Origin of the sequence: Pseudomonas sp. URMO17WK12:I11, assembly GCF_007677725.1 — a bacterium.
GTDB lineage: Bacteria > Pseudomonadota > Gammaproteobacteria > Pseudomonadales > Pseudomonadaceae > Aquipseudomonas.
The window spans coordinates 1-26,166 of sequence record NZ_VEDF01000017.1; the positions used below are offsets into that span (position 1 = coordinate 1).

Genomic DNA, 26,166 nt, shown 5'->3' on the forward strand with positions numbered 1-26,166 from the left:
GTGTACGGCGGCCACAAACCGGCCTGGCACTCCAGCGGTTTGATGAGCGGCTACAAAAGCAAGGAAATCGGCGGCGGCGGTTTCAACCAGTGGGTGATGGACGACTCCACCGGCCAGGTGCGCACCCAGTTGCACAGCAGCCACGGCCATACCCAGCTCAACCTCGGCTACCTGATCGACCAGCGCGGCAACCACCGCGGCGCCCTGCGCGGTACAGGTTTCGAACTGCGCACCGACGCCTACGGCGCCCTGCGCGCCCAGCAAGGCCTGTACCTGAGCACCTGGAAGCGCAGCAACGCCCAGGGCGCCCAGCTCGACATCAGCGAAGCCCAGCAGCAGCTGCAGAACAGCGAACAGCGCCTCAAGACCCTGTCCGACACGGCCAAGCAACACAACGCCGACGCTCTCCAAGCCGGCCTCGACAGCCTGACCCAGCTCAACGCCGACGCCGACGTCACCTACGGCAGCGACAACAGCAGCCCGAGCCAGGGCCCGAGCGAGCAGCAACGCAACGGCGGCGACACCGCCTGGGCCATGCGTAGCGGCGGTCGCGGCGAGACGCCGGGGTACCAGAAGCCACTGCTGATCGCCTCCTCCCCAGCCGATATCGCCACCGCCACCCCGCAGAACACCCACTTGCACAGTGGCAAGCACCTGACTGTGAGTACGGGTGAAGATGTCAGTATCGCCAGCGGCAAGTCATTGCTGGCCAGCGTGGTGCAGAGCATCAGCCTGTTTGCGCAGAACGCGGGAGCCAAGTTGTTTGCCGCCAAGGGCAAGGTGGAATTACAGGCGCAGAACGATGAGATGCTGCTCACATCACTGCAGAACATGAAGCTCAGCTCCACAGCTGCCGGTATCGAGATCGCTGCCAAGGACGGGATCCTGTTGACCAGCGGTGGCGGTTACATCCGCATCAAGGGCGGCAACATCGAAATCCATGCGCCGGGCACGATTGATGTCAAAGGGGCGAAGAAGACCTTCAGTGGTCCTACAAGTTTATCACACAGTTACAATGATATGCCTGATGCAAACTTTGAAAAACGCATAGCACTTAAATATCAAAACGGTGAAGTGGCACGTAATGTGAAATATGAAATTCATCGAGAAGACGGTAGCATTATCAGCGGAATAACGGATGCCGACGGACGCGCCCAACAGCAAAAAAGCGACATGCTGGGCAAATACCTCTTCAAGATTATTGAATAAGCAAAGGTGCCGCATGGACCAGAGAGAAACCACACTCCAAATTCAGATAGGGCCTGACGGGCGTGAACAGGCATCAGCGCCGCTGGAGCGTCAGGGTTGTTCAGACAACCTATTATACATAAGTCCAAGACAGGCAATTCCTGTCATTTTCGTACCTGGGATCATGGGTACACCGCTACTCGCGACAGGAAAGAACAACAAGAATCTTGTAAAAAAATTAAAGGGGCGATGGAGCTGGTTCCCTGACAGTTTGGGATGGATGGGAATATTAAGCGTCATTGGAGGATTCAATCGTCTCAGCCCAGCAGAAAAGAAGACCCTGCTAGACCCAGAACAAACAAAAGTTCCTAGGGAAATAGGAGAAGCGGATTTCTCTGGGTTCGATTTGAAAACATGCCCATTGCCCAAGGATGAGATCGAAAGACGGGGATGGGGTTCGGTTCTTTTGAGCGACCTTGGTGGCTATGGACCAATCTTAAGCTTTCTCGAAACAGAGCTCAGAAGCCTTTATCATGATGATGGTAAAACAAAACCGCGGATTAAAGGTGCCATGCTTGCGTTTGAGGGCAGCATTCAGTCAATCAAGGGTTATGAAGCGCTAGACTTGGATGCCTACAAGAAAGCCTCCTCATGGAGTTATCCAGTATATGCGTGCGGTTATAATTGGTTGAAAAGCAATGAGGAATCGGCTGATGAACTGGCTCATTACATTCAATATGTTCTCAACGATTGCAACTCGCGACTGAAGTTGAAGTGCGATAATGTCATCCTCGTTACTCACTCAATGGGTGGTCTTGTAGGGAGGCGCTGCGCGCAAAAACATCCACAAAATATACTGGGGGTTGTCCACGGCGTACAGCCTGCTATTGGTGCAGGCACAGCATATCGGCGCGTGAGAGCCGGTTGGGAGGATTTCACAGGGCGATTGGCGATAGGCGCAAATGCTGATGAGGTCACCCCGGTCTTCGGCGCCCCAGGTCCTTTACAGTTGCTCCCAAATCAACCCTACGGCAACGGTTGGCTGAATGTCCGCTGGGAAAAAAAAGACGGCCCCATCTTGATGTCACTACCTCGGACGTCCAACCCCTACGATGAAATTTATTCGAAGACTACTGCTTGGTGGCGTCTTTGCGACCCACGCTTGGTAGAACCTCGCGCGCAAAATCGAGAGGGACTTGAAGAAGGCTGGAATTTATATTTAAAAAACCTGAAAATGGCTCAGAACTTCCATGCTGCATTGGGAACTTACTACTACCCTCAAACGTATGCGCATTTTGGATCTGACAGTAAATTCCCCGCCTGGAACAAGATTGACTGGGTGCTTAAAGCATTTAGAAATATGACAGGCCAATTTTCTCCTACATCGTCAAAAGAGGCGACGCCACACCTGAAGCTGATTACAGATAACAGAATCAATTATCTGACACTCAATAACCCGCAAACGGCCGGCAAGATTGCCTACCAGCCGCTGCATGGTCCCGCAGTCATAGGTGCTGAATATAGCGGGGATGCCTATCATGCGACGATGGCCTCGCAGGATGACACCGGTGATGGCACAGTGCCTTCGCACTCTGCTGCCGCTGTGACGGACCATATCAAATTTTCAGCTCGTCTTTCTGGCTTTGAGCACAGCGCTTCTTACAATGACAAGTCGGCTCGCGCGATTACGCTCCACTCGATCATCATCCTCGCCAAGGACGCTAAAACCCTATGCTAATGCCTCGTACCGCACTCTCGGGTACAGTTGCACTTGTGATCGGCGGTGCTTTATTGACTGTCCCATTGACTATCCCTATTGCAAGAGGAGCACTAACAGCGATGGAACCAACTAAAAATCTTACAAAAATGGTCCGGGTAGGTCGGTTCAGTATTGATTTGCCGAACGACGCCGTATTTGATGGAGCATTACTCGAACTAAATGGCGTGCCTGTAGCCATTACACCAGGCTACATAAAGGCCCGTGTGGAGCGAGAGGCAAAAAAAACTGGATTACCATCGAAGAGCGAAATCTCGGCAATGTAGAACATAAAGCAACCAAGGAGCTATTAGAAGATGGAGCCGTGATCTTTAAGTACGACCATACTCGAATTACCGGCGAAGGACTCGACGGCGAGCCGATTAACAAAATAGTGTACTCCACGCTGGCATACCAGTGGTTCAACAACATGAAATTTGTACTTGGCAACGACAGCACGCTCAACAAGGAAAAACAAATAAGCATAATTCTTAATTCAATACCGCTCAGCACCAGCACCATTGATAATCAACAAGGCATCTGCTACGTGAGTGGCTGCTTGACTCATCAGACCGGCAACGAAGGTGTTTATGTAGACTTTAAATTCGCAGAGCATCCTGACTTGAGGGCGAAATTCACATCCAAACAATATGGCGGTGTGGCCAATCAATATTTATCTCAAAGAAACAATAGCGGCTTTGCACCGACCGACGGGGCCGCATGGATGATGAAATCGGAGTACCAGCACCGCACCTATCGCAACACTAAGCGGACTATCAACAATCTTCCAGGTGAGGAGATAATTGAAGCAAGCACAGAAAAATCCGGAGAGGGATATCTGACCGAGATTAATGCCGTTTGGTATTATCCAGGCGAGCCTAATAGCGATGACAAGCCTGAAATTCGTTTCGATTTGGATTACAGCTACACGACCAAACAACCGCCGAAGAATGGCACAGGATTCCCTCATCCAAAGGAAGCGAATTTGATTGATGAGGAAGAATTTATGAATATCTGGGATGACGCTCTCAACTCCCTCGCCCCACACTAGTTTTCGTCTAAACAATAGAGTCTCTGGTCTGTTACAGGGGATTCGGCATGAGTGCGATGATTTTCGGGATAACCGAGCGACAGAGCGCCTATTGCATCATGCCAACTACGCAAAGAGAAAATTGCCAATGACTTCTACGTCCCCAAAGACGCGCTACTTAGGAACCATCAGCATAGGACTTGTTATCGCCGGCTCGATTCTTTCCCTCTTTTTATTAACCGGACCGAGCCATGGCACTATGCCTGGCATAGGAGGATATCAGAAAATATTCGCACTATTTTCCTTATGGGTCACAAATCTCCTAACCCTCATACTTAATGCAATCTATTTCTTCTGCGTGCGAAAGCCAAGATGGTTGAAAATTATACTGCTGCTACAATTGACTGTTGCGCTTATTGCTCTTCTTCCTCTGAGTTGAAATTTGCGGCTGTTCCCGTGTCATGAACCTGGCCTTCGGCACCCCGCTTTCGCAAAGCGGCCGCCTGCTGCAACTGACCACCCCAATGGGTGCCGACCAGCTGCAGGCCCTGCGCGCCCACGGCGTCGAGCGCATTGGCCGCACCCCGCGTTACACCCTCGACGTGCTGGTGCAGGACACCGAGTACGACCCGGAAAAACTCATCGGCCAGCCCGTCAGCCTCGCCCTGCTCTGCGACGACGGCAGCCAGGCCCCACGCCAAGGCCTGGTCGAGAGCGTGCGTTACCTGGGCAGCGACGGCGGCCTGCACGACTGGCAGCTGGTGTTCGCGCCCTGGTTCAGCCTGCTCGAGTACCGCAGCGACTGCCGCATCTGGCAGGACAAGACCCTGCCCGCCATCCTCGAGTCGGTGTTCAGCCAGTACGAACAAGCCAAGGGCAACTACCGCCTCGACCTGCGCCGCGAGTATGCGCCGCTGTCCTACGTCACCCAGTTCAACGAAACCGACGCCAACTTCGTGCAGCGCTGGTGCGCTGCCGAGTCAAAATCTCCGAAGCTTTATACTTGGGGTACTATTGAGTGGGGCTCAAAAAACTTGAAAGGTCTCGACGCAAAGAATGCAAAACTGAGCGGTGACAATCTCGATGCCCAAGTGGAACTCAATGGATTGTACACACTCGAAATTGGCCCGGGCTATTACCCTAGCGACGGAACGGTGCCTGCTTTTTCCTCTTCGTCTCCACGTGGAAAGCCGGGGGTTAAGGGCGCCTTCGCGCATGGTCAGAACAGCGGGGCGTTAAACCAATACTGCAAGACAGGAATATTCAATCAGTCAACCGGTTACGGCCATCAAGATGCCTATACTGACAAGGCTGGGCGCACTCGATTTGCGACACTGTATAGCTTAGTTCGCCTATCTGCACAGATCGGCGAACGGTGCCCAAGGAGCAGTAAATGCGCAGTATGTATAAAGCTTCTCTAACGCTATTTGCCCTTTGGTTACTCAACATATCCGTTGCGGCCGCAAACAAAATTGAAGGCAATGCCATGGACGATACAAACTGGACTACCCATTATTTTGGCCGTTTCGAGATCACCCTACCGAAAGGCTCGAAGATTTCGGCAGACTATAAAATTTTCAACGAAAATCTTGTACTGGTCAGTAAAAACGGACGCGCCAACCTGCCGACCTTAGTAAATCAAAAAACAGAAGAACTCAAAAAAGGTATTGCTCGAGGCACCAGCAGTCGTTACGAAAAAACAGTGCCTTTAGACAACGGCAGCATGCTGCTTCTGTCTCGGCTTGGTGAGTTCTACACATTCAATGCATACCTACTTTCAAATAAAAATACACTCTATCACCTGATGGCAAAAACGATTACCGAAAAAAGCATACCTGGCGGCATTGAAAAAATGCGCCTGTTGAGCAATACAATTTTCTTCCGCCACCCCAATGAGGCCCCTCCGCCGGGCGGTTTTGCCATTGAAGCCGGCTATACCACACTCCCCAATGACGAATTCTTTGAGTCCATCTATATGGGCGCCCAAATTTCCGGACACCCGGGCACCTATATAAGTCTTCTGACCAAAGGCATCCTAGAGAAAGAACCAACTCTTCTGCAGCGATTTGATAATCATGAGTATGACAGCTCCTTAAATGAACTGGCCAACTCGGGCCGGATGCGAACATTGCGAAAACAAAAGCGGAGCATTGGCGACTTAAACGGTGAAGAAGTCGCGATTAGCACATCGATCTATGGCAAGCAATATTATGCATTCCAGTTCGAGTACGAAGGAACGCTGGAATCAAATACCCGACCTTACGTGGCCATTGAACTTGGCACACACGAAGAAGGAAGTAACTTTTCATCTGACGATGAGGCATTAGCATTCTGGGATCGCATGCTAGCCAATTTCAAACCCCTCTCGGAATAAAGAAAGACCATATAGAGTGACTATGCACAATCTGTGACAGGTAGTCACTCTGTCAGGTTGCGATATTTAAGGTGCGTTTGCGTATGGCTCTAACTCCGACCGATATCCAGATCCATGCCGGACAGGTGCTCTCAGCCCTGCACCGTTGACGAACACCAGCCCCCCTTAGAGCTGGCTGAAGAATAACTTTGATTCAGGCTTGGACAAGCAGATGAGTCTATCATGAGGCGATGGCCTAGCAGGATGATTCGGCTGACGGCACAATGCGTTCGCAATCTACCGCCGCTGTGACGGACCACATAAAACTTTCAGCAGCACTCTCCAGCTTCGAACGCAATGCTCATATAACAAAAAGCCAGCAGCGATAATAGCTCCGCATTCTACAATCAGTATCGAGAAAGGCGTTAAAAATCTATGTTAATGTCTCGTACCATTTTAACGAGTGCAGTTGCACTTGTGATTGGCTGTACTTCATTGATTGCCTCACTGACCATCCCTGTTGCAAGAGGTGCATCAGCAGCGATGGCCTCAACTAAAAATCCAACAAAAATGGTCCGAGTAGGTCGGTTCGGAATTTCTTTGCCAAAAGACGCCGTTTTTGATGGCGCATTACTTGAACTGAATGGCGTACCTGTAGCCATAGGAGGTGCGCCTGAAGCCGGAGCCAAGAATATGACAACTGACAAAAAGACCTTTTACTTCGGGCGATATTCGATTGCGATTCCCACTAACGGAAGCGATATATGGTCATCGTATGAGGTAGTGAAGAAGAAAATTGAGTTCATCAGCAAAAATGGTAGGCGCGATCTCCCTAAAAGCACTGCAGAAACAATCGCCACAATAACTCGCAAGCATAATGCTGGTTATATCGATGAATACGATCATACACTTCCGCTTGACGGCGGAGGGGCAATTGTAGTATCCAAAGGTCATAAATACAGTTTTCACATTTACTACTTAACAGAAAAAAATACACTTTATCGCCAAACAGTCGAATCCATACCGGTGAGCGCTTTTGACAAAGCAGTCGCTAGAGCTAAAGAACTGAATAGTCTCATCCACCATCGGAATCCCTCGGAGCGGCCACCGAGCCACGCCTTTGCGCTAGAAGCCGGATATATGGATTTGCCGGTGGACAAATTCGATGAGAAAGTCTCAATCGGATTACCGGTATCCTCAGTTCCGGGCATTCACTTGACTTTTGATACGCAAGTGATTGGAAAGCCCGAGCCCGGACTTTTGACTAGATTTAAGGAGCGGTCGACGGGCGCTTTGACTCTTCTAAAAAATCTTCTAGCAAGCTCAAGCGTCATCAGGAAAGGCGGAAGAAAAGTTGCCGGATTGAATTTTGAGGAGCTACTAATAAAAACCACCACTGAAGGGAGGAACGTTTATGCTTTCCGACTGGAATTTTCAGGCACCCCTGAACTCAGTCTAGAGCCTTATACAGTTCTTGAACTTAGCACAGTTGATGGCGGCCCCGGATTTGAAAGCGACGAACAAGCTGTCAAGTTCTGGGATGATGTGGTAGAGAGCTTACAGCGGATATAGTTCGGCAACTAAGCTGCGGCGTGCACTAGAATGCATGTCTCTTCGCACCCGCAGCATAATTTAGGCATATAGCTTCAATTTTATATTCATGGCATTCTCCATCGCTCCGGCTCCATCTATTTAGCAGCATCCGACTTGAACACAATGCGTGTTTGACAACAAGTCAGCGGGGCTTGTAACTCTGCATTCTATAACCAGTCCCATGAAAAGCGCTAACGTTTATGCCAATGCCACGTACTGTTACATCGGATTAAGTTCCACTTGTGATTGGCACCGACATTGCCTGCTGTAAGATAAGCAACCCAGCGACAGGCTCAAATAAATGTGAGCACCAAAAACATGTAACGATCATGACGACCGAACGTTATGTGTCACACTACACAGCTTAGTGAGAATCTCTGCCCATGTTGAAATTTAACATCCACCAAAGCTTAACGCGCGCTCTAAAAGCATTTGGTACTGTCGCAATATTTATCTCAACAACCGCCGAAAGCGGAGCACTAGACATGAATAGTCAAAAAAAGACTTTTTACTTTGGCAGATACTCCATTTCGGCTCCCACGGATGGGTCAGGCATTTGGGCTTCATATAAAATAATCCACAAAGATTTACAGTGCATAAGTAAAAGCGGCTTGCGAGACATCAATATAAAAGTAGACGAGTCCATTGCTGAAATCAATAGGCTTCACAAAGCAGGGTACAAAGGATTTGATCAGAAAATCCCGCTCGATGGAGGAGGTTTCATTGTAGTATCCAAATCGACAAATTATGATTTTGATATATACTATCTAACCTCCAGAAATACGCTTTATCGTCAAGTTGTGGAATCCATTTCAATACTAGCTTTCGATAAAGCTGTAGCACTCGTGAAACACCTAAACTCAATGATTCATTACCGCCACCCAGAATCCAGTCCTCCCGAAGGAACATTTGCTGTAGATGCTGGCTATCTAACTCTTCCCTCCAACAAGTACCCTGAGCAAGTTTCAATAGGCCTGCCCATTTCCACAGTGCCAGGAATTCATGTAATTTTCGATACGCAAGTGATACGAAAACCAGAGCCTGGATTGTTAAAACGTTACAAGCAGCGTACATCAGGGGTTGTAATGCCAATGCTACAAAATATTCTGACGAACTCCAGTGTTTTGAGAAAAGCCCAAAGAACAGTTGCTGGACTGCCATTTGAAGAGCTTATGCTGAAGACCAAGTCTAATGATCGAACCTTCTATTCATTCCGTCTAGAATATCCAGGCACACCGAAATCGAGCAGAGAGCCCTACACGGTTCTGGAACTGAGTACTCTGGATGAGGGTAAGACTTTCAATACTGACGGAGATGCCATCGAGTTCTGGGATAGCTTAGTAAACAGCATCAAACGGCTATAGCCTGCGTTGTCATGTACCGGACGTATGGCACCCCATTTTCTCAAACGGGTTACCTGCTGCAGATGACCATTTTATTGGCTCCCAATGCACTGCAGAACCGACGCGCCCGCGCCTTCGGAACCAGTGGGCTGCCGCCAGGCTCGCCCTATTCCGCAACGACGGCTACCAGGCCACGCCACATTCCCTGGTCGAATGCGTGGGCTACCTCGGCAGCGATGCTGTTTTATCTGAGAACTTAAGAGGCTTCCATCAAGTTAAAGCTGCTTTCGCCCATGGGAAAAACTCAACCTAACACCCGGACGTCTGTGAAACCGGCATGTACAACAACACGCCAGGCTACGATCACCAAAGTGCTTATAACGATCCAGATGGCCGGACTCTTTATGCCACTTTGTATAGCATAGTGAGAATATCAAAAAATGTACAAATCAAACTGTAAGCGTCAGCCCTACTTCAAGCCAGTTGTATTTTTAGCCGCCATACTAGTTTTTGTATTCAGCGCAGGAGCACACTCAATGGCCGAAACAAACACAAGATTTTACTTTGGACGATTTAGCTTTGAAGCACCGAGCACAGACCCTAAGGTATGGTCAGTTTATAAAATCGGCGAAAAGAAAATCGAGCTAATCAGCAAAAATGGCAAGCACGAACTTGACAAAAGAATAAGTAGCACCATCAGCGAAATAAATAAACTTCACGAAGCTGGATACCCGGCCTATGCCGAAACAGTACAATTAGATGGCGGCGGGGCTGTCGTTGTTTCAAAGTCTACCGATTATACCTTTGATATATTTTATCTCACCGACAATAATACCTTGTACAAGCAGCGAGTGGAATTTATTGATCTTGACTCATACAAGAAAGCCATGTCGGTTGTGGTTGAAATAAACGCCAGCATTCATTTCCGAGTGCCTGCTGCAAAACCACCGGCTGGCACTTTTTCTATAGAAGCCGGCTATATGAATTTCCCGCTGGATAAATTCCCTGAACAAGTGTCTATAGGTTTACCTGTTACATCCAAGCCCGGAATCCGCTTGACATTTGACACGCAAGTGATCGGCGCACCTGAAGAAGGACTCATTTCACGTTACGAAAAAAGACGCTCGGGCGTAATCACACCTCTTCTGAACAGTGTTCTCTCACGAACAACGCTGATTCGAAAATCAAAAAAAACCGTTAACGGCCTTCAATTCGAAGAAGTACTGCTTAAATCGGCTGCCGATGGCAAAATATCGTATTCGTTTCGTTTGGAGTATCCCGGCACACCTGAGTCTAGCCTAGAGCCATATACAGTTTTGGAATTGAGTACTGTAGAAGGCGGTCCGGGGTTTGAAAGCGACGAAGAGGCCCTTCTTTTTTGGGATAAAATTGTCGCATCTCTGGAACGCACATGAATTATCGAGAAACATTTTGGCAGCTTAAATATTGAATGAGCTTTAGTATCGCCGCTATTGGCTATTTTCCGTCCTTCCGGATAGAGCTTCCAGACACACCGGAAAATAGCCTAGAGCCTTATATTGTCCTTGAGCTAAGCACCTTAGACATCTACAAGTGACGATGAAGCTATGACGTTCTGGGACAAGATGGTGGGCAGCATGTAGCGCATCTAAACTAGTAATCTATGAATTCTATAAAAGGAAAAATTAAAACGGACCGAATCTTCGCTGTCCGACCTTCGCAAAGCCGCCGTCTGCAGCAGCTGACCACCCCACTGGGTGCCGACCAGCTGCAAGCCCATATTCACTTTCGGGCCTAAACTTACACCCGGCGACGGCACTGTTCCAGTTTCCTCATCCGGGAGTTCAAAAGCTTTCCCAAATGTGAAAGCTGCGTCTGCTCACGGTAAGAATTCAGTGGGTCACCCAAATGTTTGTGAAACTGGCGCTTACAACCAAACTACTGGCTACGAGCACCAAAATGCCTATAACGGTCCGGACGAACGGACGCTTTACGCCACTCTATATAGCATAGTGAGACTTTCCGCCCATGTTGAAATTTAACATTCACCAAGCCTTAGCGAGCACTCTAAAACTGTTTAGCGTTTTCGCAATAATTTTCTCCTCCACTGCCGAAAGCGGAGCACTAGGCATGAATCCTCGATTAAATACATTTTACTTTGGGCGCTATTCCATCTCGGCCCCTACAGATGGGTCAGGCATTTGGACGTCTTATAAAATAGTCCAGAAAGACTTGGAGCTCATAAGCAAAAATGGAAAACGAGACATCAACAAAAAAGTCGACGGATCCATTAGTGAAATAAATAAGCTTCACAAAGCAGGCTACAAGGAATTTGATCGGAAGATCCCCATGGATGGCGGCGGCGTTATTGTAGTATCCAAATTAACAAATTATGATTTTGATATATATTACCTAACCTCCAGCAATACGCTTTATCGCCAGACTGTGGAATCAATTTCAACAGACGCTTTCGATAGGGCCGTAGGACTTGCGAAAGACCTAAATTCGATGATTCATTACCGTCACCCAGACTCGCATCCTCCTGAAGGCACTTTCGCTGTTGATGCGGGGTATCTGACTCTTCCGTCGGACAAATACCCTGAGCAAGTTTCAATAGGCCTACCTATTTCCACAATCCCAGGGATTCATGTCATTTTCGATACGCAGGTAATACGAAAACCAGAACCTGGACTGATCGAACGTTACGAGGAGCGTACTGGAGGAATTGTAACTCCAATGCTCCAAAAAGTGCTTACGAGCACCAAACTTTTGAGAAAAACAAAGAGAACAGTTGCCGGACTACCATTTGAAGAACTTCTGCTGAAAACCCGGGCCAACGACCGAAACTTTTATTCATTCCGTATAGAGTATCCAGGCACGCCTAAATCGAGCAGGGAACCCTATACAGTTCTCGAACTAAGCACCTTGGATGAAGGCGAAACTTTCAATAATGACGAGGATGCCATCAAGTTCTGGGACACCTTGGTAAACAGCATCAAACGACTATAACCTACGTCGTCATGGATATGAACTTCGATCCCCCTGCTCTCGCAGAGCAGCCGCCTGCTGCTGCTGACCACCCCGTTTGGGTGCCGATCAGCTGCAGGCCCAGCGCGCCCACTACCACCCTGGCGACGGAAGAGCCTGCTTTTTCGTCTTGGTCTCCACCTAAAGAGCCGGGGGCCCAGGGCGCCTTCGCGCATGGGCAGAACAGCGGGCTGTTGAACCAATACTGCAAGAATGCACAATCAATCAACAGGTTACGGCTATCAAGATGCCTATACCGACAAGGCTGGGCGCACTCGATTTGCGACACTGTATAGCTTAGTTCGCCTATCTGCACAGATCGGCTAACGGTGCCCAAGGAGCAGTAAATGCGCAGTATGTATAAAGCTTCTCTAACGCTATTTGCCCTTTGGTTACTCAACATATCCGTTGCGGCCGCAAACGAAATTGAAGGCAATGCCATGAACGATAAAAACTGGACTACCCATTATTTTGGCCGTTTCGAGATCACCCTACCGAAAGGCTCGGAGATTTCGGCAGACTATAAAATCTTCAACGAAAATCTTGTACTGGTCAGTAAAAACGGACGCGCCAACCTGCCGATCTTAGTAAACCAAAAAACAGAAGAACTCAAAAAAGGTATTGCTCGAGGCACCAGCAGTCGTTACGAAAAAACAGTGCCTTTAGACAATGGCAGCATGCTGCTCCTGTCTCGGCTTGGTGAGTTCTACACATTCAATGCATACCTACTTTCAAATAAAAATACACTCTATCACCTGATGGCAAAAACGATTACCGAAAAAAGCATACCTGGCGGCATTGAAAAAATGCGCCTGTTGAGCAATTCAATTTTCTTCCGCCACCCCAATGAGGCCCCTCCGCCGGGCGGTTTTGCCATTGAAGCCGGCTATACCACACTCCCCAATGACAAATTCTTTGAGTCCATCTATATGGGCGCCCAAATTTCCGGACACCCGGGCACCTATATAAGTCTTCTGACCAAAGGCATCCTAGAGAAAGAACCAACTCTTCTGCAGCGATTTGATAATCATGAGTATGACAGCTCCTTAAATGAACTGGCCAACTCGGGCCGGATGCGAACATTGCGAAAACAAAAGCGGAGCATTGGCGACTTAAACGGTGAAGAAGTCGCGATTAGCACATCGATCGATGGCAAGCAATTTTATGCATTCCAGTTCGAGTACGAAGGAACGCTGGAATCAAATACCCGACCTTACGTTGCCATTGAACTTGGCACACACGAAGAAGGAAGTAACTTTTCGTCTGACGATGAGGCATTAGCATTCTGGGATCGCATGCTAGCCAATTTCAAACCTCTCTCGGAGTAAAGAAAAGACCGTATAGAGTGACTATGCACAATCTATTACGAATAGTCAGTCTATCAGGTTGCGATATTGAGTGAGCCTTTGCGTATGATTCTGAGCGATATCCAGACCCATCCATGATAGGCGCTCGCCATTATTTTTATCGGCAAGCTTCAGAGATTTTCGGACCACTCGGGCGGCTTTTGCACACGGTAACGATAGCACACGTAACCCAGCTGCTTGCAGGCAGGGAATCTATTACGACTCACCTGGCTAGGAACATCAAAGTTCCTATAACGACAAAAGGGTCGCGCTTTATTTGCCAAACTTTACAGCATTGTAAGAGTATCCCAGAATGTCATTCTTCAAGAACACAAACAATCACCAACACCTCCGAAACGTGGTATTTATCACCGCCCTTACATTACTTTGTTGCTTAGGACCTGGGCCTGAAGCCGGAGCTAAAAATATGACAACTGACAAAAAGACCTTTTACTTCGGGCGCTATTCTCTTTCGGTTCCCACCAACGGAAGCGATATATGGTCATCGTATGAGGTAGTGAAGAAGAGAATTGAACTCATCAGCCAAAATGGCAGGCGCGATCTACCTAAAAGCACTGCGGGAATAATCGCCACAATAACTCGCAAGCACAATGCTGGTCATACCGACGCATACGACCATACACTTCCGCTTGACGGCGGAGGGGCAATTGTAGTATTCAAAGGGCATAGATACAGTTTTTACATTTACTACTTAACAACAAACAATACACTTTATCGTCAAACAGTAGAGTCCATACCGGTGAGCGCTTTTGATAAAGCAGTCGCCAGGGCAAGAGAACTGAACAGTCTTATCCACCATCGGAATCCCTCGGAGCGGCCACCGAGCCACGCCTTTGCGCTAGAAGTCGGATATATGGATTTGCCGATGGACAAATTCGATGAGAAAGTCTCAATCGGATTGCCGATATCCTCGGTTCCGGGCATTCACTTGACTTTTGATACGCAAGTGATTGGAAAGCCCGAGCCCGGACTTTTGACTAGATTTAAGGAGCGGTCGGCGGGCGCTTTGCCTCTTCTAAAAAATTTTCTAGCAAGCTCAAGCGTCATCAGGAAAGGCGCAAGAAAAGTTGCCGGATTGAATTTTGAGGAGCTATTAATAAAAACCACCACTGAAGGGAGGAACGTTTATGCTTTCCGACTGGAATTTCCAGGCACCCCTGAACTCAGTCTAGAGCCTTATACAGTTCTTGAACTTAGCACAGTTGATGGCGGCCCCGGATTTGAAAGCGACGAACAAGCTGTCAAGTTCTGGGATGATGTGGTAGAGAGCTTACAGCGGATATAGTTCGCCAACTAAGCTGCGGCGTGCACTATAATATATGTCTTTTCGCACCCGCAGCATAATTTAGGCGTAGAGTTTCAATTTTATATTCATGGCATTCACCTTCGCTCCGGCTCCATTTGCTGTTAGACGGCCAGGCCAAAATGAAAGGAAAGTTTGGTGTACCTCGTCGCCTGGCGACCTCGAGCACACAGTGCGAACCTGGGGATCCGGAACGGGATGTAGTAATGACGGTGGGCGCTATTTACGACCCCTTCGATTAGATGATTTCAAGGATGAAAAGCTAATGGAAGTTAGCATTTTGACTATAAGCTCACGGTGTGACAATGCATAAAGAAATATGGGGAGCATTCTTTTTATTTTTAACCGCCTGTGGGGACTCGAGTATGAATCAGAATATGCCGAGCGTAGCATTCACCTTGAATGACAGCATCGACAGCATGCTGGCGACAGCGTCGATGAAGCTGACCAAAGATTGCAATTCAACAATATGCTTCTATGAATTCAGTACTTCATCCAAAAGCAAAAACAAAGGCACTGCAACGATTGATCCGGGCAGGCAGCCACTTATCTTAAACGACATTGTCAGTGCAGCCTTCATTACACACAAAACCGGGTCCATTGACAAAGCCAACATCAGGATAGCTGCATTCCCGTCCAACTCCAAGCACACCAATTCACTAGACTACTTCATTAGTACGCTGGCCAAGCTGAAAGCCGCCGGATGGCGGCGATATATATTTCCGAATGAAGCGAGAATACCCGGATTTGAAGCAAGAAAATTCGACACCTTTGGCGAGGTGCTTGGCATACCCGTCGGAACCGGTCCTTGGGGAGATCCCGCGTTGCCGTTAAGTAAAGACGATTGGCTTTCGAGGCCCCCGATTAAAACTTGGCATTTCACCAAGGGTGGAAACTACTTGCTTCTTAGTGTACAGCGCGAAAATAGTCCCCAAGCACCTTTAGAGCTTGGCTCTTATCTTTTTTCGTTACATTTCGAAACGGAAGCCGAGTTTTACAAAAACTTCGTCCCAAACGAGAATCAAGATGATTGGGTAAAGCTCCTCCCCACTGAGCTCAAACGAATGGCCCAGGAACGCGCCCAAACCGAAGCATGCCTGAAAAAAATGGGCATCGCCATCGATGAGGACTACCAGGACCCGCCCATTAAGGCTCTGGAATAACCACCCGATCAGCCCCCCTCAGGAGACTCTTTGCCACGTGCCGGTGAAGAAGTGGTGGTCACTTTCCTTGACAACGACACCGACCGCCCGCTGAGCTACCTGATCGACCAGCGCGGCAACCACCGCGGCGCCCTGCGCGGCACCGGCTTCGAGCTGCGCACCGACGCCTACGGCGCCCTGCGCGCCCAGCAGGGCCTGTACCTGAGCACCTGGAAACGCAGCAACGCCCAGGGCGCGCAGCTTGATATCAGCGAAGCCCAGCAGCAGTTGCAGAACAGCGAGCAGCGGCTCAAGACCCTCTCCGACACGGCCAAGCAACACAACGCCGACGCCCTGCAAGCCGGCCTCGACAGCCTGATCCAGCTCAACGCCGACGCCGATGTCACCTACAGCAGCGACAACAGCAGCCCAAGCCAGGGCCCCAGCGAGCAGCAACGCAACGGCGGCGACACCGCCTGGGCCATCCGTAGCGGCGGCCTCGGCGAGACGCCGAGGTACCAGAAGCCTCTGCTGATTGCCTAATGTCTCCTCAGCCAGTTCCAGAAATTTCTCAAATGTCAAAGGTGAGTTTGCGCATGGCGCTAATTCTGACCGATATCCAGATGCATGCCGAACAGGCGCGCACAATTATACAGAGGGCTATGAGCACCAGAGTACTCATAATGACAAGGATGGAAGAACGCTGTACGCTACTCTTTATAGCATCGTGAGAATATCCGCACATGTTTCCATATAAAAAGTCCACGAAAAGAATTAGGCTGCTCATCTCGTTGGTGACCGCATCTTTATGCCTAGTAATTAGTTTAAAACGCGGAGCGAACGATATGCAAGACACCACCAACCGTTTTTATTTTGGACGCTTTTCCTTTGCCGCAGACACTACCGGCGAAGATATTTGGTCTTCAAGACGCTGCTCAACAGTCAGGCGTTAGTCGAAGGCCATTTCGGCGTACCTCGTCGGCTCGCTGCATTCAGCACGGCTTGCGAAACGAACGACCCTCAATACGACATCGTAATGGCTGAAGGTAAGTTGCATAACGTCACGGACAGAATGAAATTCACTGGAAATATTGCAAACAAGTACCACAATCTTGTGCAGCCCCAGAGCTCCCACATGGAAAGCACAACAAGGACCATTGCCTCTCGGAGTGAAAATGCGTAAAACCGTGATTATCTTGCTGTTCGCAGCACTGTTTGGATGTGAGAACCCGGAAATGAAAAACGACAGACCCACAATCAAAATAAATTTTTACGAATCTATCCAGTCCCTGCTGTCTAAATCGACTGCACCGCTGTCTAAAGACTGCAATAGTGATATCTGCTTTTTTGAGTTCGACATCTCTTCAGCCAGCCCGAACAAAGCCGTATTGACCGTTGAAAGCAGAAATCAAGCTATGGTTTTTGACGACGTTATCAGCGCGGCATTAATGACCTACAAAAGTGATACGCTCTCAAACTCGTATGTCACGCTGAATGGCGTAGCGCCAAATAGCGAGCACGAACTTGCCATGAATTATTTTAGTGAGCTTCTAGATAAACTCAGCAAGGCGGGATGGCAACGCTATATCTATCCAAACGAGGCGAGAATATCAGCCACTGAAAGCAGTAAGTTCAAAGATGTGGATGAAGTCCTAGGTACTCCTGTCGCAACGGGCCCATGGCAAGACCCCACCCTTGGCCTGGATAAAAATGGGTGGCTATCTATGCCAATGTTCAGCAATTGGCTTTTGTATAGAGACAATGAATACCTGAAAGTAACCGTACAGCGTGAAAACGACGCGCAAGCGCCCAGAGAGAAAGGGTCCTACTTGTTCACCTTGACCTTCCGGAGTGAAGCCGATTTTTACAAGGGCTTCGTTGATGACGAAGACCGCGAAAACTGGAAAGCTCTTGTACCTGCCGAACTCAAACGCATGGCCCAGGAACGCGCCCAAACCGAAGCACGCCTGAAAAAAATGGGCATCGCCATCGATGAGGACTACCAGGACCCGCCCATCAAGGCCCTGGAATAACCACCCGATCAGCCCCCACTCAGGAGCCCCCCTTAGTCATGGACCTGACCTACGGCATCCGGCTTTCCCAAAGCGTTCGCCTGCTTCAGCTGACCACCCTGTTGGGTAGCGATCTGCTGCAAGTCCTGCGTGCGGGTGCAGGGCACCGAGTACGACCCGGTGCAGCTACCCTTGCTCCGTCAAGTCGACCCGTGTCATTACTGCGCTCGATTATCAGCCTCGCAAAGGACGCCAAGAACTTATGCTGACGTTTCGTGCTACAGCTACAACTGCAATCTTATTCGTGATCAGCTGTTCGTTATCGGCTAGTCCATCGACAACACCTGCTGCACAACGAGTCACAACAGCAGTCGACTCAACAAAACACTCTACCAAAACGGTACGAGTGGGTCGGTTCACCATGGATTTGCCGAGCGACGCTGTGTTCGCTGGCGCTTTCATGGAGTTGAACGGCGTGCCTGTAGCTATCACCCCGCGCTTCAGCAAGTCCCGTGTCGAGCGAGAAGCTCAAAAAAGTTGGACGCGTATCGAAGGGCGAAATCTCGACAATGCTGAGCATAAAGCGACACAAGAACAAGTGCAAAACAAGGCTATCATCTTCAATTACGACCACACACGGATTACCGGTGAAGGACTCGATGGCGAGCCAATCAACAAAGTCGTTTACTCCACCCTGGCGTACCAATGGTTCAACAAGATGATGTTTGTACTCGGCAACGACAGTACACTCAACCGAGACAAGCACATCAGGGAGATTGTTGGCTTGATACCGCTCAACGGCACGGGGACTCGACAAGACCTCTGTTACGCAGATGGCTGCCTGCCCTACCGAACCGGCAATGAAGGTGTTTACGTCGACTTTAATTTCGCAGCACATCCCAACCTGAGGGCTAAGTTTACATCCAAGCAGTACGGCGGTGTCGCTGCCCCATTGCTATCAGAACGAGGCAAAGGCAGCCGGCTACCGAGCAACGCGGCTGCATGGATGGTGAAATCAGAGTTCCACCACCGCACCTATCGTAATAACAAGCGGATGGTCAACCATCTGCCGGGTGAAGAGATTATCGAAGCAAGCACAGAAAAATCCGGTGAGGGCTATCTGACTGAAGTCAACGCCGTTTGGTTTTCTCCAGGAGAACCGGATAACGCTGACAAGCCTGAGCTTCGTTTAGATCTGGATTACAGCTACACGACTGAGCAGCCGCCGAAAAATCCGGCTGGATTCCCTGATCGAGAGGGGGATGCTTCAGTCCGCGAGGAGCACTTCATGAAAATCTGGGATGACGCGCTCAACTCCCTCATTCTGCGATAGCCATGTTGCAAGGATGACTCTCTTGGTTTGGTGCGTTGCGGGTGGGTGATACCTAAAAGCTTGCAAAAACCGTGATAGCTGAAGGTACGTACCTCAATCCCTGCGCACCCCAGTCCCGCCCGATAGCCACCACCCGGAACCCGCACTCGCTCATGCAGTCTGGTAATTGCCTGGATTCAGAATCGCTCCTGGCCGGCCAAGCCCGTCTTTTTCCATTCCCATCACCGCCAAGGACCGCGCCATGCCAAGCCCCTTCACCCCTTCCGGCTTCATCCGCGTACGTGGCGCCCGCGAGCACAACCTCATGAATGTCGACGTCGACATTCCACGCGATGCGCTGGTGGTGTTCACTGGCGTGTCTGGCTCAGGCAAGTCGTCCCTGGCGTTCTCCACCCTCTACGCCGAAGCCCAGCGCCGCTATTTCGAATCGGTCGCGCCGTACGCGCGGCGCCTGATCGATCAGGTCGGCGTGCCGGACGTCGATGCCATCGAAGGCCTGCCGCCGGCGGTCGCTCTGCAACAGCAACGCGGCACACCCAGTGCACGCTCATCGGTGGGCAGTGTCACCACCCTGTCCAGCTCGATTCGCATGCTCTACTCCCGTGCGGGCAATTACCCGGCAGGGCAGCCGATGCTGTATGCCGAAGACTTCTCCCCTAACACGCCACAGGGCGCGTGCCCGGAGTGTCATGGCCTGGGTCGAGTGTATGAAGTCAGCGAAGCGACCATGGTGCCTGACCCTACCCTGAGCATTCGCGAGCGCGCCGTCGCCGCCTGGCCGATGGCCTGGCAGGGGCAGAACCTGCGCGACATTCTGGTGACCTTGGGCTATGACGTGGACGTGCCCTGGCAGGAGCTGCCGCAAGAACAACGCGACTGGATTCTGTTCACCGAAGACACCCCCACGGTGCCGGTGTATGCCGGCCTGACGCCTGCGCAAACGCGCAGTGCGCTCAAGCGCAAGCTGGAACCCAGCTATCAAGGCACCTTCAGCGGCGCCCGGCGCTATGTGCTGCACACTTTCATGCATTCGCAAAGCGCGCAGATGCGCAAGCGTGTGGCGCAGTACATGCGCCCCAGCCCGTGCCCGGCGTGCGAGGGCAAACGGCTCAAGCGTGCGGCGCTTGAGGTGACCTTCGCCGGGCGCGATATCGGCGAGCTGTCTCGCCTGCCGCTGCAGACCCTGGCCGAGGTGCTGCGTCAGGTCGCAGCGCCGGGCTACCTGGAGCAGCAGGAGGACACCCTGAGCGTGGAAAAGCGCCTGGCCGCGCAACGCATCGCCAACGAGTTGCTCGAGCGCATCGACACGCTGATCGACCTGGGCCTGGGCTACCTGGCCCTGGAGCGCAGCACGCCGACCCTGTCGTTCGGCGAGCTGCAGCGCTTGCGCCTGGCGACTCAGCTCAATTCGCAGCTGTTCGGGGTGATCTATGTCCTCGACGAGCCATCGGCTGGCCTGCACCCCGCTGACAGCGAAGCCTTGTTCGATGCCCTGCAACGGCTCAAGCAGGCGGGCAACTCGGTGTACGTGGTCGAGCACGACCTGGACCCCATGCGCCGCGCCGACTGGCTGGTGGATGTCGGCCCCGCAGCTGGCGAGCATGGCGGTCGAGTACTGTACAGCGGGCCACCAGCCGGGTTGGCCGAGGTGGCGACCTCGCGCACCGCTGCCTACCTGTTCGCCGAACCGCAGCGCAACGTGCGTACGCCGCGCCAGCCCAGCGATTGGTTGGTGCTGGAAGGGATTACCCGGAACAACCTCGACAACCTCGAAGCACGCTTCGCCCTCGGCTGCTTCACCTCGGTGACCGGGGTGTCCGGCTCGGGCAAGTCGAGCCTGGTCAGCCAAGCCCTGCTCGAGCTGGTCGGCGCGCACCTCGGCCACACCACGCAGGCCGACGATGGCGAAGCGCAAAGCCTCGAGGACGAACCCGAGCAACGCAGCGGCGGCCGGGTCGCGGCTGGGCTGGAGGGCATCAAGCGCCTGGTGCAGGTCGATCAGAAACCCATCGGCCGCACGCCACGCTCGAACCTGGCCACCTACACCGGCCTGTTCGATCATGTGCGCAAGCTGTTCGCGGCCACCGAGCAGGCCAAGGCACGCGGATTCGATGCGGGGCGTTTTTCCTTCAACGTGGCCAAGGGGCGCTGCGAGAACTGCGAGGGCGAAGGCTTCGTCAGCGTCGAGCTGCTGTTCATGCCGAGCGTCTATGCGCCGTGCCCGGTCTGCCATGGCGCACGCTACAACCCTGAAACCCTGGCCGTTACCTGGCAGGGCATGACCATCGCCGAGGTGCTGCAGATGACCGTTGACCAGGCGCTTGCGGCGTTCGCCGAGCAAGCGGCGCCGCGCCGTTGTCTACAGGTGCTGCAGGACATCGGCCTGGGCTACCTGCGCCTCGGCCAGCCGGCGACCGAATTGTCCGGCGGCGAAGCCCAGCGCATCAAGCTGGCGAGCGAACTGCAACGGGTGGCGCGGGGTGCCACGTTGTACGTGCTGGATGAGCCGACCAACGGCCTGCACCCGCAGGACATCGACCGCCTGCTGGTGCAGCTCAACCGCCTGGTGGATGCCGGGCACAGCGTGGTGGTGGTCGAGCACGACATGCGCGTGGTGGCGCAAAGCGACTGGGTGATCGACATAGGCCCAGGCGCCGGGGATGCCGGTGGCCGGGTGGTGGCCAGCGGCACCCCGCAGGATGTGGCGCAGTGCAGTGACAGCCGCACCGCGGCGTTTCTGGCCCGGGCGCTGTAGCCGCTCACGGGCCGGGTGTCGATCGAATCACCCGGCCCAGGTCAACGCCTCGGCACCTGGACGATGACCCACGTGTCGGTGAATCTGCTGTTGGTGAGGTCAGGTCAGCCAACTGCCGCCCTGCTCGCCCTGGGCTATTCACTGTCTCACGGTGTTTCGCAAAGTCGCCACGGCATTCATCACTCGGTTCGTTGGTGTAACTGTCCCGTCTCGACCCAGCATCCAGTTGACGCCAGTTAAATCCAATGTCGCTTCCATGGCCACCTTGATCAAAGGGAGTTCATGAGCGCGCGCTGTGTCAACGGTTGACTTCAGGGACGTAAGTACCCTCGTGATGTGCGCACTAACCCCTGCAGTAATGGCCAGGTTCGTGACAGGATCGAGATCACCGTCTAACAGCAGCGCGCCAGGGATGTCCGTAGCCGCCAAGAGCGCACCGCTATAAAAAATAACCGTATCGAGCAGACGATCCTTGATGCCGGGTGAAGGCGGCGGGCTTTGACCCTGTATCCGCGCAACGGAGCGCTGAACCACCCGCCGGGTCGCTCCATCGATCGAGTACAAGGGCCCCACCGACTTCCTGGCCAGTCCGCCGGTCCAGTTCACTAGTTCCGCCCGGTGTCCCGTGCGATCCACATGGTTTACGGGATCGCCCGCGCAGTAAGCGTAGGCGTTTCTTCCCCCAGCATCGAAGGGGCTGAAGGCGTCCGGCATGATCATGCGCATGAGTTGCGGGCTATAGCCGCGAGCGCCATTACCCAGCAAGTAAAGCCCTAGATGCGGGTCCAGGCGCTCACCCGCGAACGCCAGAAATACACCCTGATCCACGCGATGGGCGCCGTAGGGTGTATAAGCCCTGACAGGCATACCCCTGCCTGCAATCACCAATAGTTCAATGGCGGCCTCGTACGTCTGGCATCATCTGCCGTGCTTGATCAGTGAAAGGTCGTGCCTCATGTGCCATCCCCAATCCCTTCCACCAATGATGTGCGCTCTGCGCCCAAGATAAGCCGGTGCTATTCCCCGTCGAAACTAGCAAAAATGACAGGCATTGGAGCACTGCCACGCATGGCCGGGCGCTTGAGAGGGGTCCGGCGCCTCGGCTTCTACAAAAAACGCGCAAGGCAGTGATACAGTCAGCCCCATGAACAAATACACCCCGCGCCAGTGGCTCCCGCACGAGAAGCCCAGCCTCCCCGGCTCGCCCTCCACGCCCCTGCACAGCCCGGCCAAGCGCGTGGCGTTTGGCGTGGTCGGCTTGCTGGTGGCGATCACCGGTGGGCTGGGCAACGCGCTGGTGACGGCCAACCTGGTGTTTCTGCAAGGGGCATTGGGCGCAACCAGCGCCGAGATGGCCTGGTTGCCCGCTGCGTACGTGATGACCAACGTGTCGATGAACCTGCTGCTGGTGAAGTTTCGTCAGCAATTTGGCCTGCGCGCGTTCACCGAAGTGTTTCTGGTGCTGTATGTGCTGGTGACCTTCGCCCACCTGCTGGTCAACGACCTGCAATCGGCCGTGGCGGTGCGTGCAGCCCACGGCATGGTCGGCGCGGCGCTGAGCTCATTGGGCCTGTATTACATGATCCAGGCGTTCCCTGAACGCTGGCGGCTCAAGGCCATGGTGCTGGGCCTGGGCGCGTCGCAACTGGCCTTGCCGCTGGCACGAATTTTTTCCGAAGACCTGCTGCAAATCGCCGAGTGGCGCGGCTTGTACCTGTTCGAGCTGGGCCTGGCGCTGACCGCGCTGGGCTGCGTGTTGCTGCTCAAGCTGCCTCCCGGGGATCGCTTCAAGACCTTCGAGCCACTGGATTTTCTCACCTTCACGCTGATGGCCAGCGGCACTGCCCTGCTCTGCGCCGCGCTGTCGCTGGGGCGTATCGACTGGTGGCTGGAGGCGCCGTGGATCGGCATGGCCTTGGCCGGCTCGATCGGGCTGATCCTCAGCGGCCTGGCCATCGAGCACAATCGTCAGAACCCGCTGCTGATGACGCGCTGGCTGGGCAGCGGCGCGATCATCCGTTTGGGCCTGTGCGTGATCCTGATTCGCATGGTTACCTCCGAGCAGTCCACCGGCGCAGTGGGCTTCCTGCAGATGTTGAACATGAGCAGCGAGCAGATGCGCTCGCTGTACGCGGTGATGTTGCTGGGCGCGGTCGCCGGCCTTGCCAGTAGCGCGTTGACCATCGATCCCAAGCATCTGGTGATTCCGCTGTTCATTTCGCTGCTGGCGATGGCCACCGGGGCGTTCATGGACAGCAGTTCGAGCAACCTCACGCGCCCGGCGCAGATGTACGTGAGCCAGTTTCTGCTGGCGTTCGGCAGCACCTTCTTTCTCGGCCCGTCGATGGCGCTAGGGATCAGCCATGTCCGCGCCAACCCGCGCAACCTGGTGAGCTTCTCGGTGCTGTTCGGTATCTGCAATAACCTCGGCGGGCTGGCCGGCGCGGCGCTGCTAGGCACCTTCCAGACCTGGCGCGAGAAATTTCACTCCAGCCACCTGATGGATCACCTGAGCCTGGTCGAGCCCCTGGTCCAGGCTCGCGTGCAGGGCGGCGGCGCGGGCTATGCAGGGGTGATCGCCGACCCTGCCCTGCGCCACGAGGCTGGGCTGCGCGCGCTGGCCAGCGCTGCCACCCGTGAGGCCAACGTCATGGCCTACAACGATGTGTTCATGCTGATCGGCAGCATTGCCGTATTGACCATGATCTGGATTACCATTCGCGGCTCCTGGCTGTGGTACAGCGCCCGCCAGGCGGCTTCATCCGACATTACCAGCGGTACCGCCAGCCGATGACCGAACCGACCCGCAGCACTACCACCACCGCCCTCGCCGAAACCCCTGAAGGCAGTGCACCGCCCAGTGAGCCAGCGCCGTCGGGGCGCAGCCGGCGTGTGCGCATGCTGTCCTCGATCAGCTTTGCCGGCGTCGCCCTGGCCGGCATCCTGGTGGTGCTCTACGCCTGGAACCTGCCGCCGTTCAGCAGCGCGGTGGAAACCACGGAAAATGCCATGGTGCGCGGCCAGGTGACGATCATCGGGCCGCAGTTGAGCGGCTATATCGTCGCGGTACCGGTGCAGGATTTTCAGTTCGTCAAGGCTGGCGACCTGCTGGTGCAGCTGGACGATCGCATCTACAAGCAACGCCTGGCCCAGGCCATCGCCCAACTCGAACAGCAACAGGCGGCACTGGCCAACAACCAGCAACAGCGGATCAGCGCCGAGGCCACCATCGCCCAGCGCCAGGCAGCGATCGCCGATGCTGCGGCGCAGTCGGCCAAGGCCCAGGCGGACCTGCGTCGCAACCAAGCGTTGGTCAGTGATGGCTCGGTATCGCGCAGCGCCCTGGACCTGGCCAAGGCCAATGCGGCTGCGGCCGTTGCCAGCCTCGCCCAGGCTAAGGCGGCACTGGAAATCGCCCGCCAGGATCGCGAAACAGTGGTGGTCAACCGCGCCTCGCTGCAGGCCTCGGTGGAAAACGCCAAGGCGGCCGTGCAGTTGGCCCGTATCGACCTTGACAACACACGGGTCACCGCGCCGCGCGATGGCCAGTTGGGGCAGATCGGCACGCGCCTGGGCGCCTACGTCAACTCCGGTGCGCAACTGATGGCGTTGGTGCCCGACACCTTGTGGGTGATCGCCAACATGAAAGAGACGCAGATGGCCGAGGTGCGTATCGGCCAGCCGGTGAGCTTCACCGTGGATGCCCTCAACCACCTCAAGCTGTATGGCCACGTACAGCAGATCGCCCCGGCCACTGGGTCGGAATTTGCCCTGCTGCAGGCCGACAACGCCACCGGCAACTTCGTCAAGATCGCCCAGCGCATCCCGGTGCGCATTACCGTCGATGCCGATCAGCCTGCGGCTGCGCGCCTGCGGCCAGGCATGTCGGTGGTGGTCAGTATCGATACCCGCGAGCCTGCCGGGCATCACTGACGGCGCTGTGTGAACCGGGTCCAGTTGCGCCGTGGCCATGGTTGCGCCGCTC

The 26,166-nt window shown here is 53.2% G+C and carries 18 protein-coding genes and 3 pseudogenes; 20 read left to right on the plus strand and 1 reads right to left on the minus strand.

Going from position 1 to position 26,166, the window contains the following annotated elements:
* From FS665_RS22265 to uvrA, 18 genes and pseudogenes are all read left to right on the plus strand, one after another.
* A pseudogene (locus FS665_RS22265) lies at window positions 1-1,003 on the plus strand (DUF2345 domain-containing protein); the annotation flags it as partial.
* A 219-nt stretch (window positions 1,004-1,222) separates the two neighbouring features.
* Window positions 1,223-2,926, plus strand: coding sequence for an alpha/beta fold hydrolase (locus tag FS665_RS22270; RefSeq protein ID WP_256675129.1), 1,704 nt, complete (start codon window positions 1,223-1,225; stop codon window positions 2,924-2,926).
* Complete coding sequence (locus tag FS665_RS22275; protein ID WP_145193388.1) at window positions 2,920-3,231, plus strand: hypothetical protein; 312 nt, start codon at window positions 2,920-2,922, stop codon at window positions 3,229-3,231. Before FS665_RS22270 ends, FS665_RS22275 begins: the two co-directional genes overlap by 7 nt.
* A gap of 38 nt (window positions 3,232-3,269) precedes the next feature.
* The gene (locus FS665_RS22280) at window positions 3,270-3,995 is read left to right on the plus strand and encodes a T6SS immunity protein Tli4 family protein (protein ID WP_145193390.1); all 726 of its coding nucleotides are present in this window, start codon (window positions 3,270-3,272) and stop codon (window positions 3,993-3,995) included.
* Window positions 3,996-4,435: 440 nt separating this feature from the next.
* Window positions 4,436-4,954, plus strand: a pseudogene (locus FS665_RS23470) (contractile injection system protein, VgrG/Pvc8 family); the annotation flags it as partial.
* 413 nt (window positions 4,955-5,367) lie between these two features.
* Window positions 5,368-6,348, plus strand: coding sequence for a T6SS immunity protein Tli4 family protein (locus tag FS665_RS22290; RefSeq protein WP_256675130.1), 981 nt, complete (start codon window positions 5,368-5,370; stop codon window positions 6,346-6,348).
* Window positions 6,349-6,768: 420 nt separating this feature from the next.
* Window positions 6,769-7,899 (plus strand): T6SS immunity protein Tli4 family protein, encoded by a 1,131-nt coding sequence (locus FS665_RS22295; RefSeq protein WP_145193394.1) that lies wholly within the window; start codon window positions 6,769-6,771, stop codon window positions 7,897-7,899.
* A gap of 404 nt (window positions 7,900-8,303) precedes the next feature.
* Entirely contained in the window at window positions 8,304-9,284 is a 981-nt protein-coding gene (locus FS665_RS22300) for a T6SS immunity protein Tli4 family protein (RefSeq protein ID WP_145193396.1), read from the plus strand.
* Window positions 9,285-9,799: 515 nt separating this feature from the next.
* Window positions 9,800-10,678, plus strand: a complete 879-nt coding sequence (locus tag FS665_RS22305) for a T6SS immunity protein Tli4 family protein (protein ID WP_145193398.1) — start codon at window positions 9,800-9,802, stop codon at window positions 10,676-10,678.
* Window positions 10,679-11,270: 592 nt separating this feature from the next.
* Window positions 11,271-12,251 (plus strand): T6SS immunity protein Tli4 family protein, encoded by a 981-nt coding sequence (locus FS665_RS22310; protein WP_145193400.1) that lies wholly within the window; start codon window positions 11,271-11,273, stop codon window positions 12,249-12,251.
* A gap of 365 nt (window positions 12,252-12,616) precedes the next feature.
* Entirely contained in the window at window positions 12,617-13,597 is a 981-nt protein-coding gene (locus FS665_RS22315; protein ID WP_256675131.1) for a T6SS immunity protein Tli4 family protein, read from the plus strand.
* Window positions 13,598-14,042: 445 nt separating this feature from the next.
* Window positions 14,043-14,921: a T6SS immunity protein Tli4 family protein gene (locus FS665_RS22320; protein ID WP_145193402.1), complete on the plus strand. Its 879-nt coding sequence runs from the start codon at window positions 14,043-14,045 to the stop codon at window positions 14,919-14,921.
* Window positions 14,922-15,304: 383 nt separating this feature from the next.
* Window positions 15,305-16,102 carry a hypothetical protein gene (locus tag FS665_RS22325; RefSeq protein WP_256675132.1) on the plus strand — a complete coding sequence of 266 codons (798 nt, stop codon included), beginning with the start codon at window positions 15,305-15,307 and terminating at the stop codon, window positions 16,100-16,102.
* A 9-nt stretch (window positions 16,103-16,111) separates the two neighbouring features.
* Window positions 16,112-16,621, plus strand: a pseudogene (locus FS665_RS22330) (type VI secretion system Vgr family protein); the annotation flags it as partial.
* 376 nt (window positions 16,622-16,997) lie between these two features.
* On the plus strand, window positions 16,998-17,264 hold the full coding sequence (locus FS665_RS24035; protein ID WP_371921315.1) for a DUF2515 family protein: 267 nt from the start codon (window positions 16,998-17,000) through the stop codon (window positions 17,262-17,264).
* Entirely contained in the window at window positions 17,257-18,114 is an 858-nt protein-coding gene (locus FS665_RS22335; RefSeq protein WP_256675133.1) for a hypothetical protein, read from the plus strand. The genes FS665_RS24035 and FS665_RS22335 overlap by 8 nt, the downstream gene beginning before the upstream one ends.
* A 439-nt stretch (window positions 18,115-18,553) precedes the next feature.
* Entirely contained in the window at window positions 18,554-19,426 is an 873-nt protein-coding gene (locus FS665_RS22340; RefSeq protein ID WP_145193405.1) for a T6SS immunity protein Tli4 family protein, read from the plus strand.
* A gap of 241 nt (window positions 19,427-19,667) precedes the next feature.
* Complete coding sequence (gene uvrA, locus FS665_RS22345) at window positions 19,668-22,181, plus strand: excinuclease ABC subunit UvrA (RefSeq protein WP_145193407.1); 2,514 nt, start codon at window positions 19,668-19,670, stop codon at window positions 22,179-22,181.
* A gap of 138 nt (window positions 22,182-22,319) precedes the next feature.
* On the opposite strand, the gene FS665_RS22350 is transcribed toward uvrA, so the two are convergent.
* Window positions 22,320-23,009 (minus strand): RHS repeat-associated core domain-containing protein, encoded by a 690-nt coding sequence (locus tag FS665_RS22350; protein ID WP_371921316.1) that lies wholly within the window; start codon window positions 23,007-23,009, stop codon window positions 22,320-22,322.
* A 316-nt stretch (window positions 23,010-23,325) separates the two neighbouring features.
* Here FS665_RS22350 and FS665_RS22355 point away from each other — a divergent pair, with 316 nt between their 5' ends.
* Window positions 23,326-24,975, plus strand: coding sequence for an MFS transporter (locus FS665_RS22355; RefSeq protein ID WP_145193410.1), 1,650 nt, complete (start codon window positions 23,326-23,328; stop codon window positions 24,973-24,975).
* Window positions 24,972-26,114 (plus strand): HlyD family secretion protein, encoded by a 1,143-nt coding sequence (locus tag FS665_RS22360; RefSeq protein ID WP_145193412.1) that lies wholly within the window; start codon window positions 24,972-24,974, stop codon window positions 26,112-26,114. The genes FS665_RS22355 and FS665_RS22360 overlap by 4 nt, the downstream gene beginning before the upstream one ends.
* Window positions 26,115-26,166: the final 52 nt, after the last annotated feature.

Coding starts and splice junctions, on each gene's coding strand:
- FS665_RS22270 (WP_256675129.1), top strand. CDS start 1,223: ATGGACCAGAGAGAAACCACACTCCAAATTCAGATAGGGCCTGACGGG.
- FS665_RS22275 (WP_145193388.1), top strand. CDS start 2,920: ATGCTAATGCCTCGTACCGCACTCTCGGGTACAGTTGCACTTGTGATC.
- FS665_RS22290 (WP_256675130.1), top strand. CDS start 5,368: ATGCGCAGTATGTATAAAGCTTCTCTAACGCTATTTGCCCTTTGGTTA.
- FS665_RS22295 (WP_145193394.1), top strand. CDS start 6,769: ATGTCTCGTACCATTTTAACGAGTGCAGTTGCACTTGTGATTGGCTGT.
- FS665_RS22300 (WP_145193396.1), top strand. CDS start 8,304: ATGTTGAAATTTAACATCCACCAAAGCTTAACGCGCGCTCTAAAAGCA.
- FS665_RS22305 (WP_145193398.1), top strand. CDS start 9,800: ATGGCCGAAACAAACACAAGATTTTACTTTGGACGATTTAGCTTTGAA.
- FS665_RS22310 (WP_145193400.1), top strand. CDS start 11,271: ATGTTGAAATTTAACATTCACCAAGCCTTAGCGAGCACTCTAAAACTG.
- FS665_RS22315 (WP_256675131.1), top strand. CDS start 12,617: ATGCGCAGTATGTATAAAGCTTCTCTAACGCTATTTGCCCTTTGGTTA.
- FS665_RS22320 (WP_145193402.1), top strand. CDS start 14,043: ATGACAACTGACAAAAAGACCTTTTACTTCGGGCGCTATTCTCTTTCG.
- FS665_RS22325 (WP_256675132.1), top strand. CDS start 15,305: ATGAATCAGAATATGCCGAGCGTAGCATTCACCTTGAATGACAGCATC.
- FS665_RS22335 (WP_256675133.1), top strand. CDS start 17,257: ATGCGTAAAACCGTGATTATCTTGCTGTTCGCAGCACTGTTTGGATGT.
- FS665_RS22340 (WP_145193405.1), top strand. CDS start 18,554: ATGGAGTTGAACGGCGTGCCTGTAGCTATCACCCCGCGCTTCAGCAAG.
- uvrA (WP_145193407.1), top strand. CDS start 19,668: ATGCCAAGCCCCTTCACCCCTTCCGGCTTCATCCGCGTACGTGGCGCC.
- FS665_RS22355 (WP_145193410.1), top strand. CDS start 23,326: ATGAACAAATACACCCCGCGCCAGTGGCTCCCGCACGAGAAGCCCAGC.
- FS665_RS22360 (WP_145193412.1), top strand. CDS start 24,972: ATGACCGAACCGACCCGCAGCACTACCACCACCGCCCTCGCCGAAACC.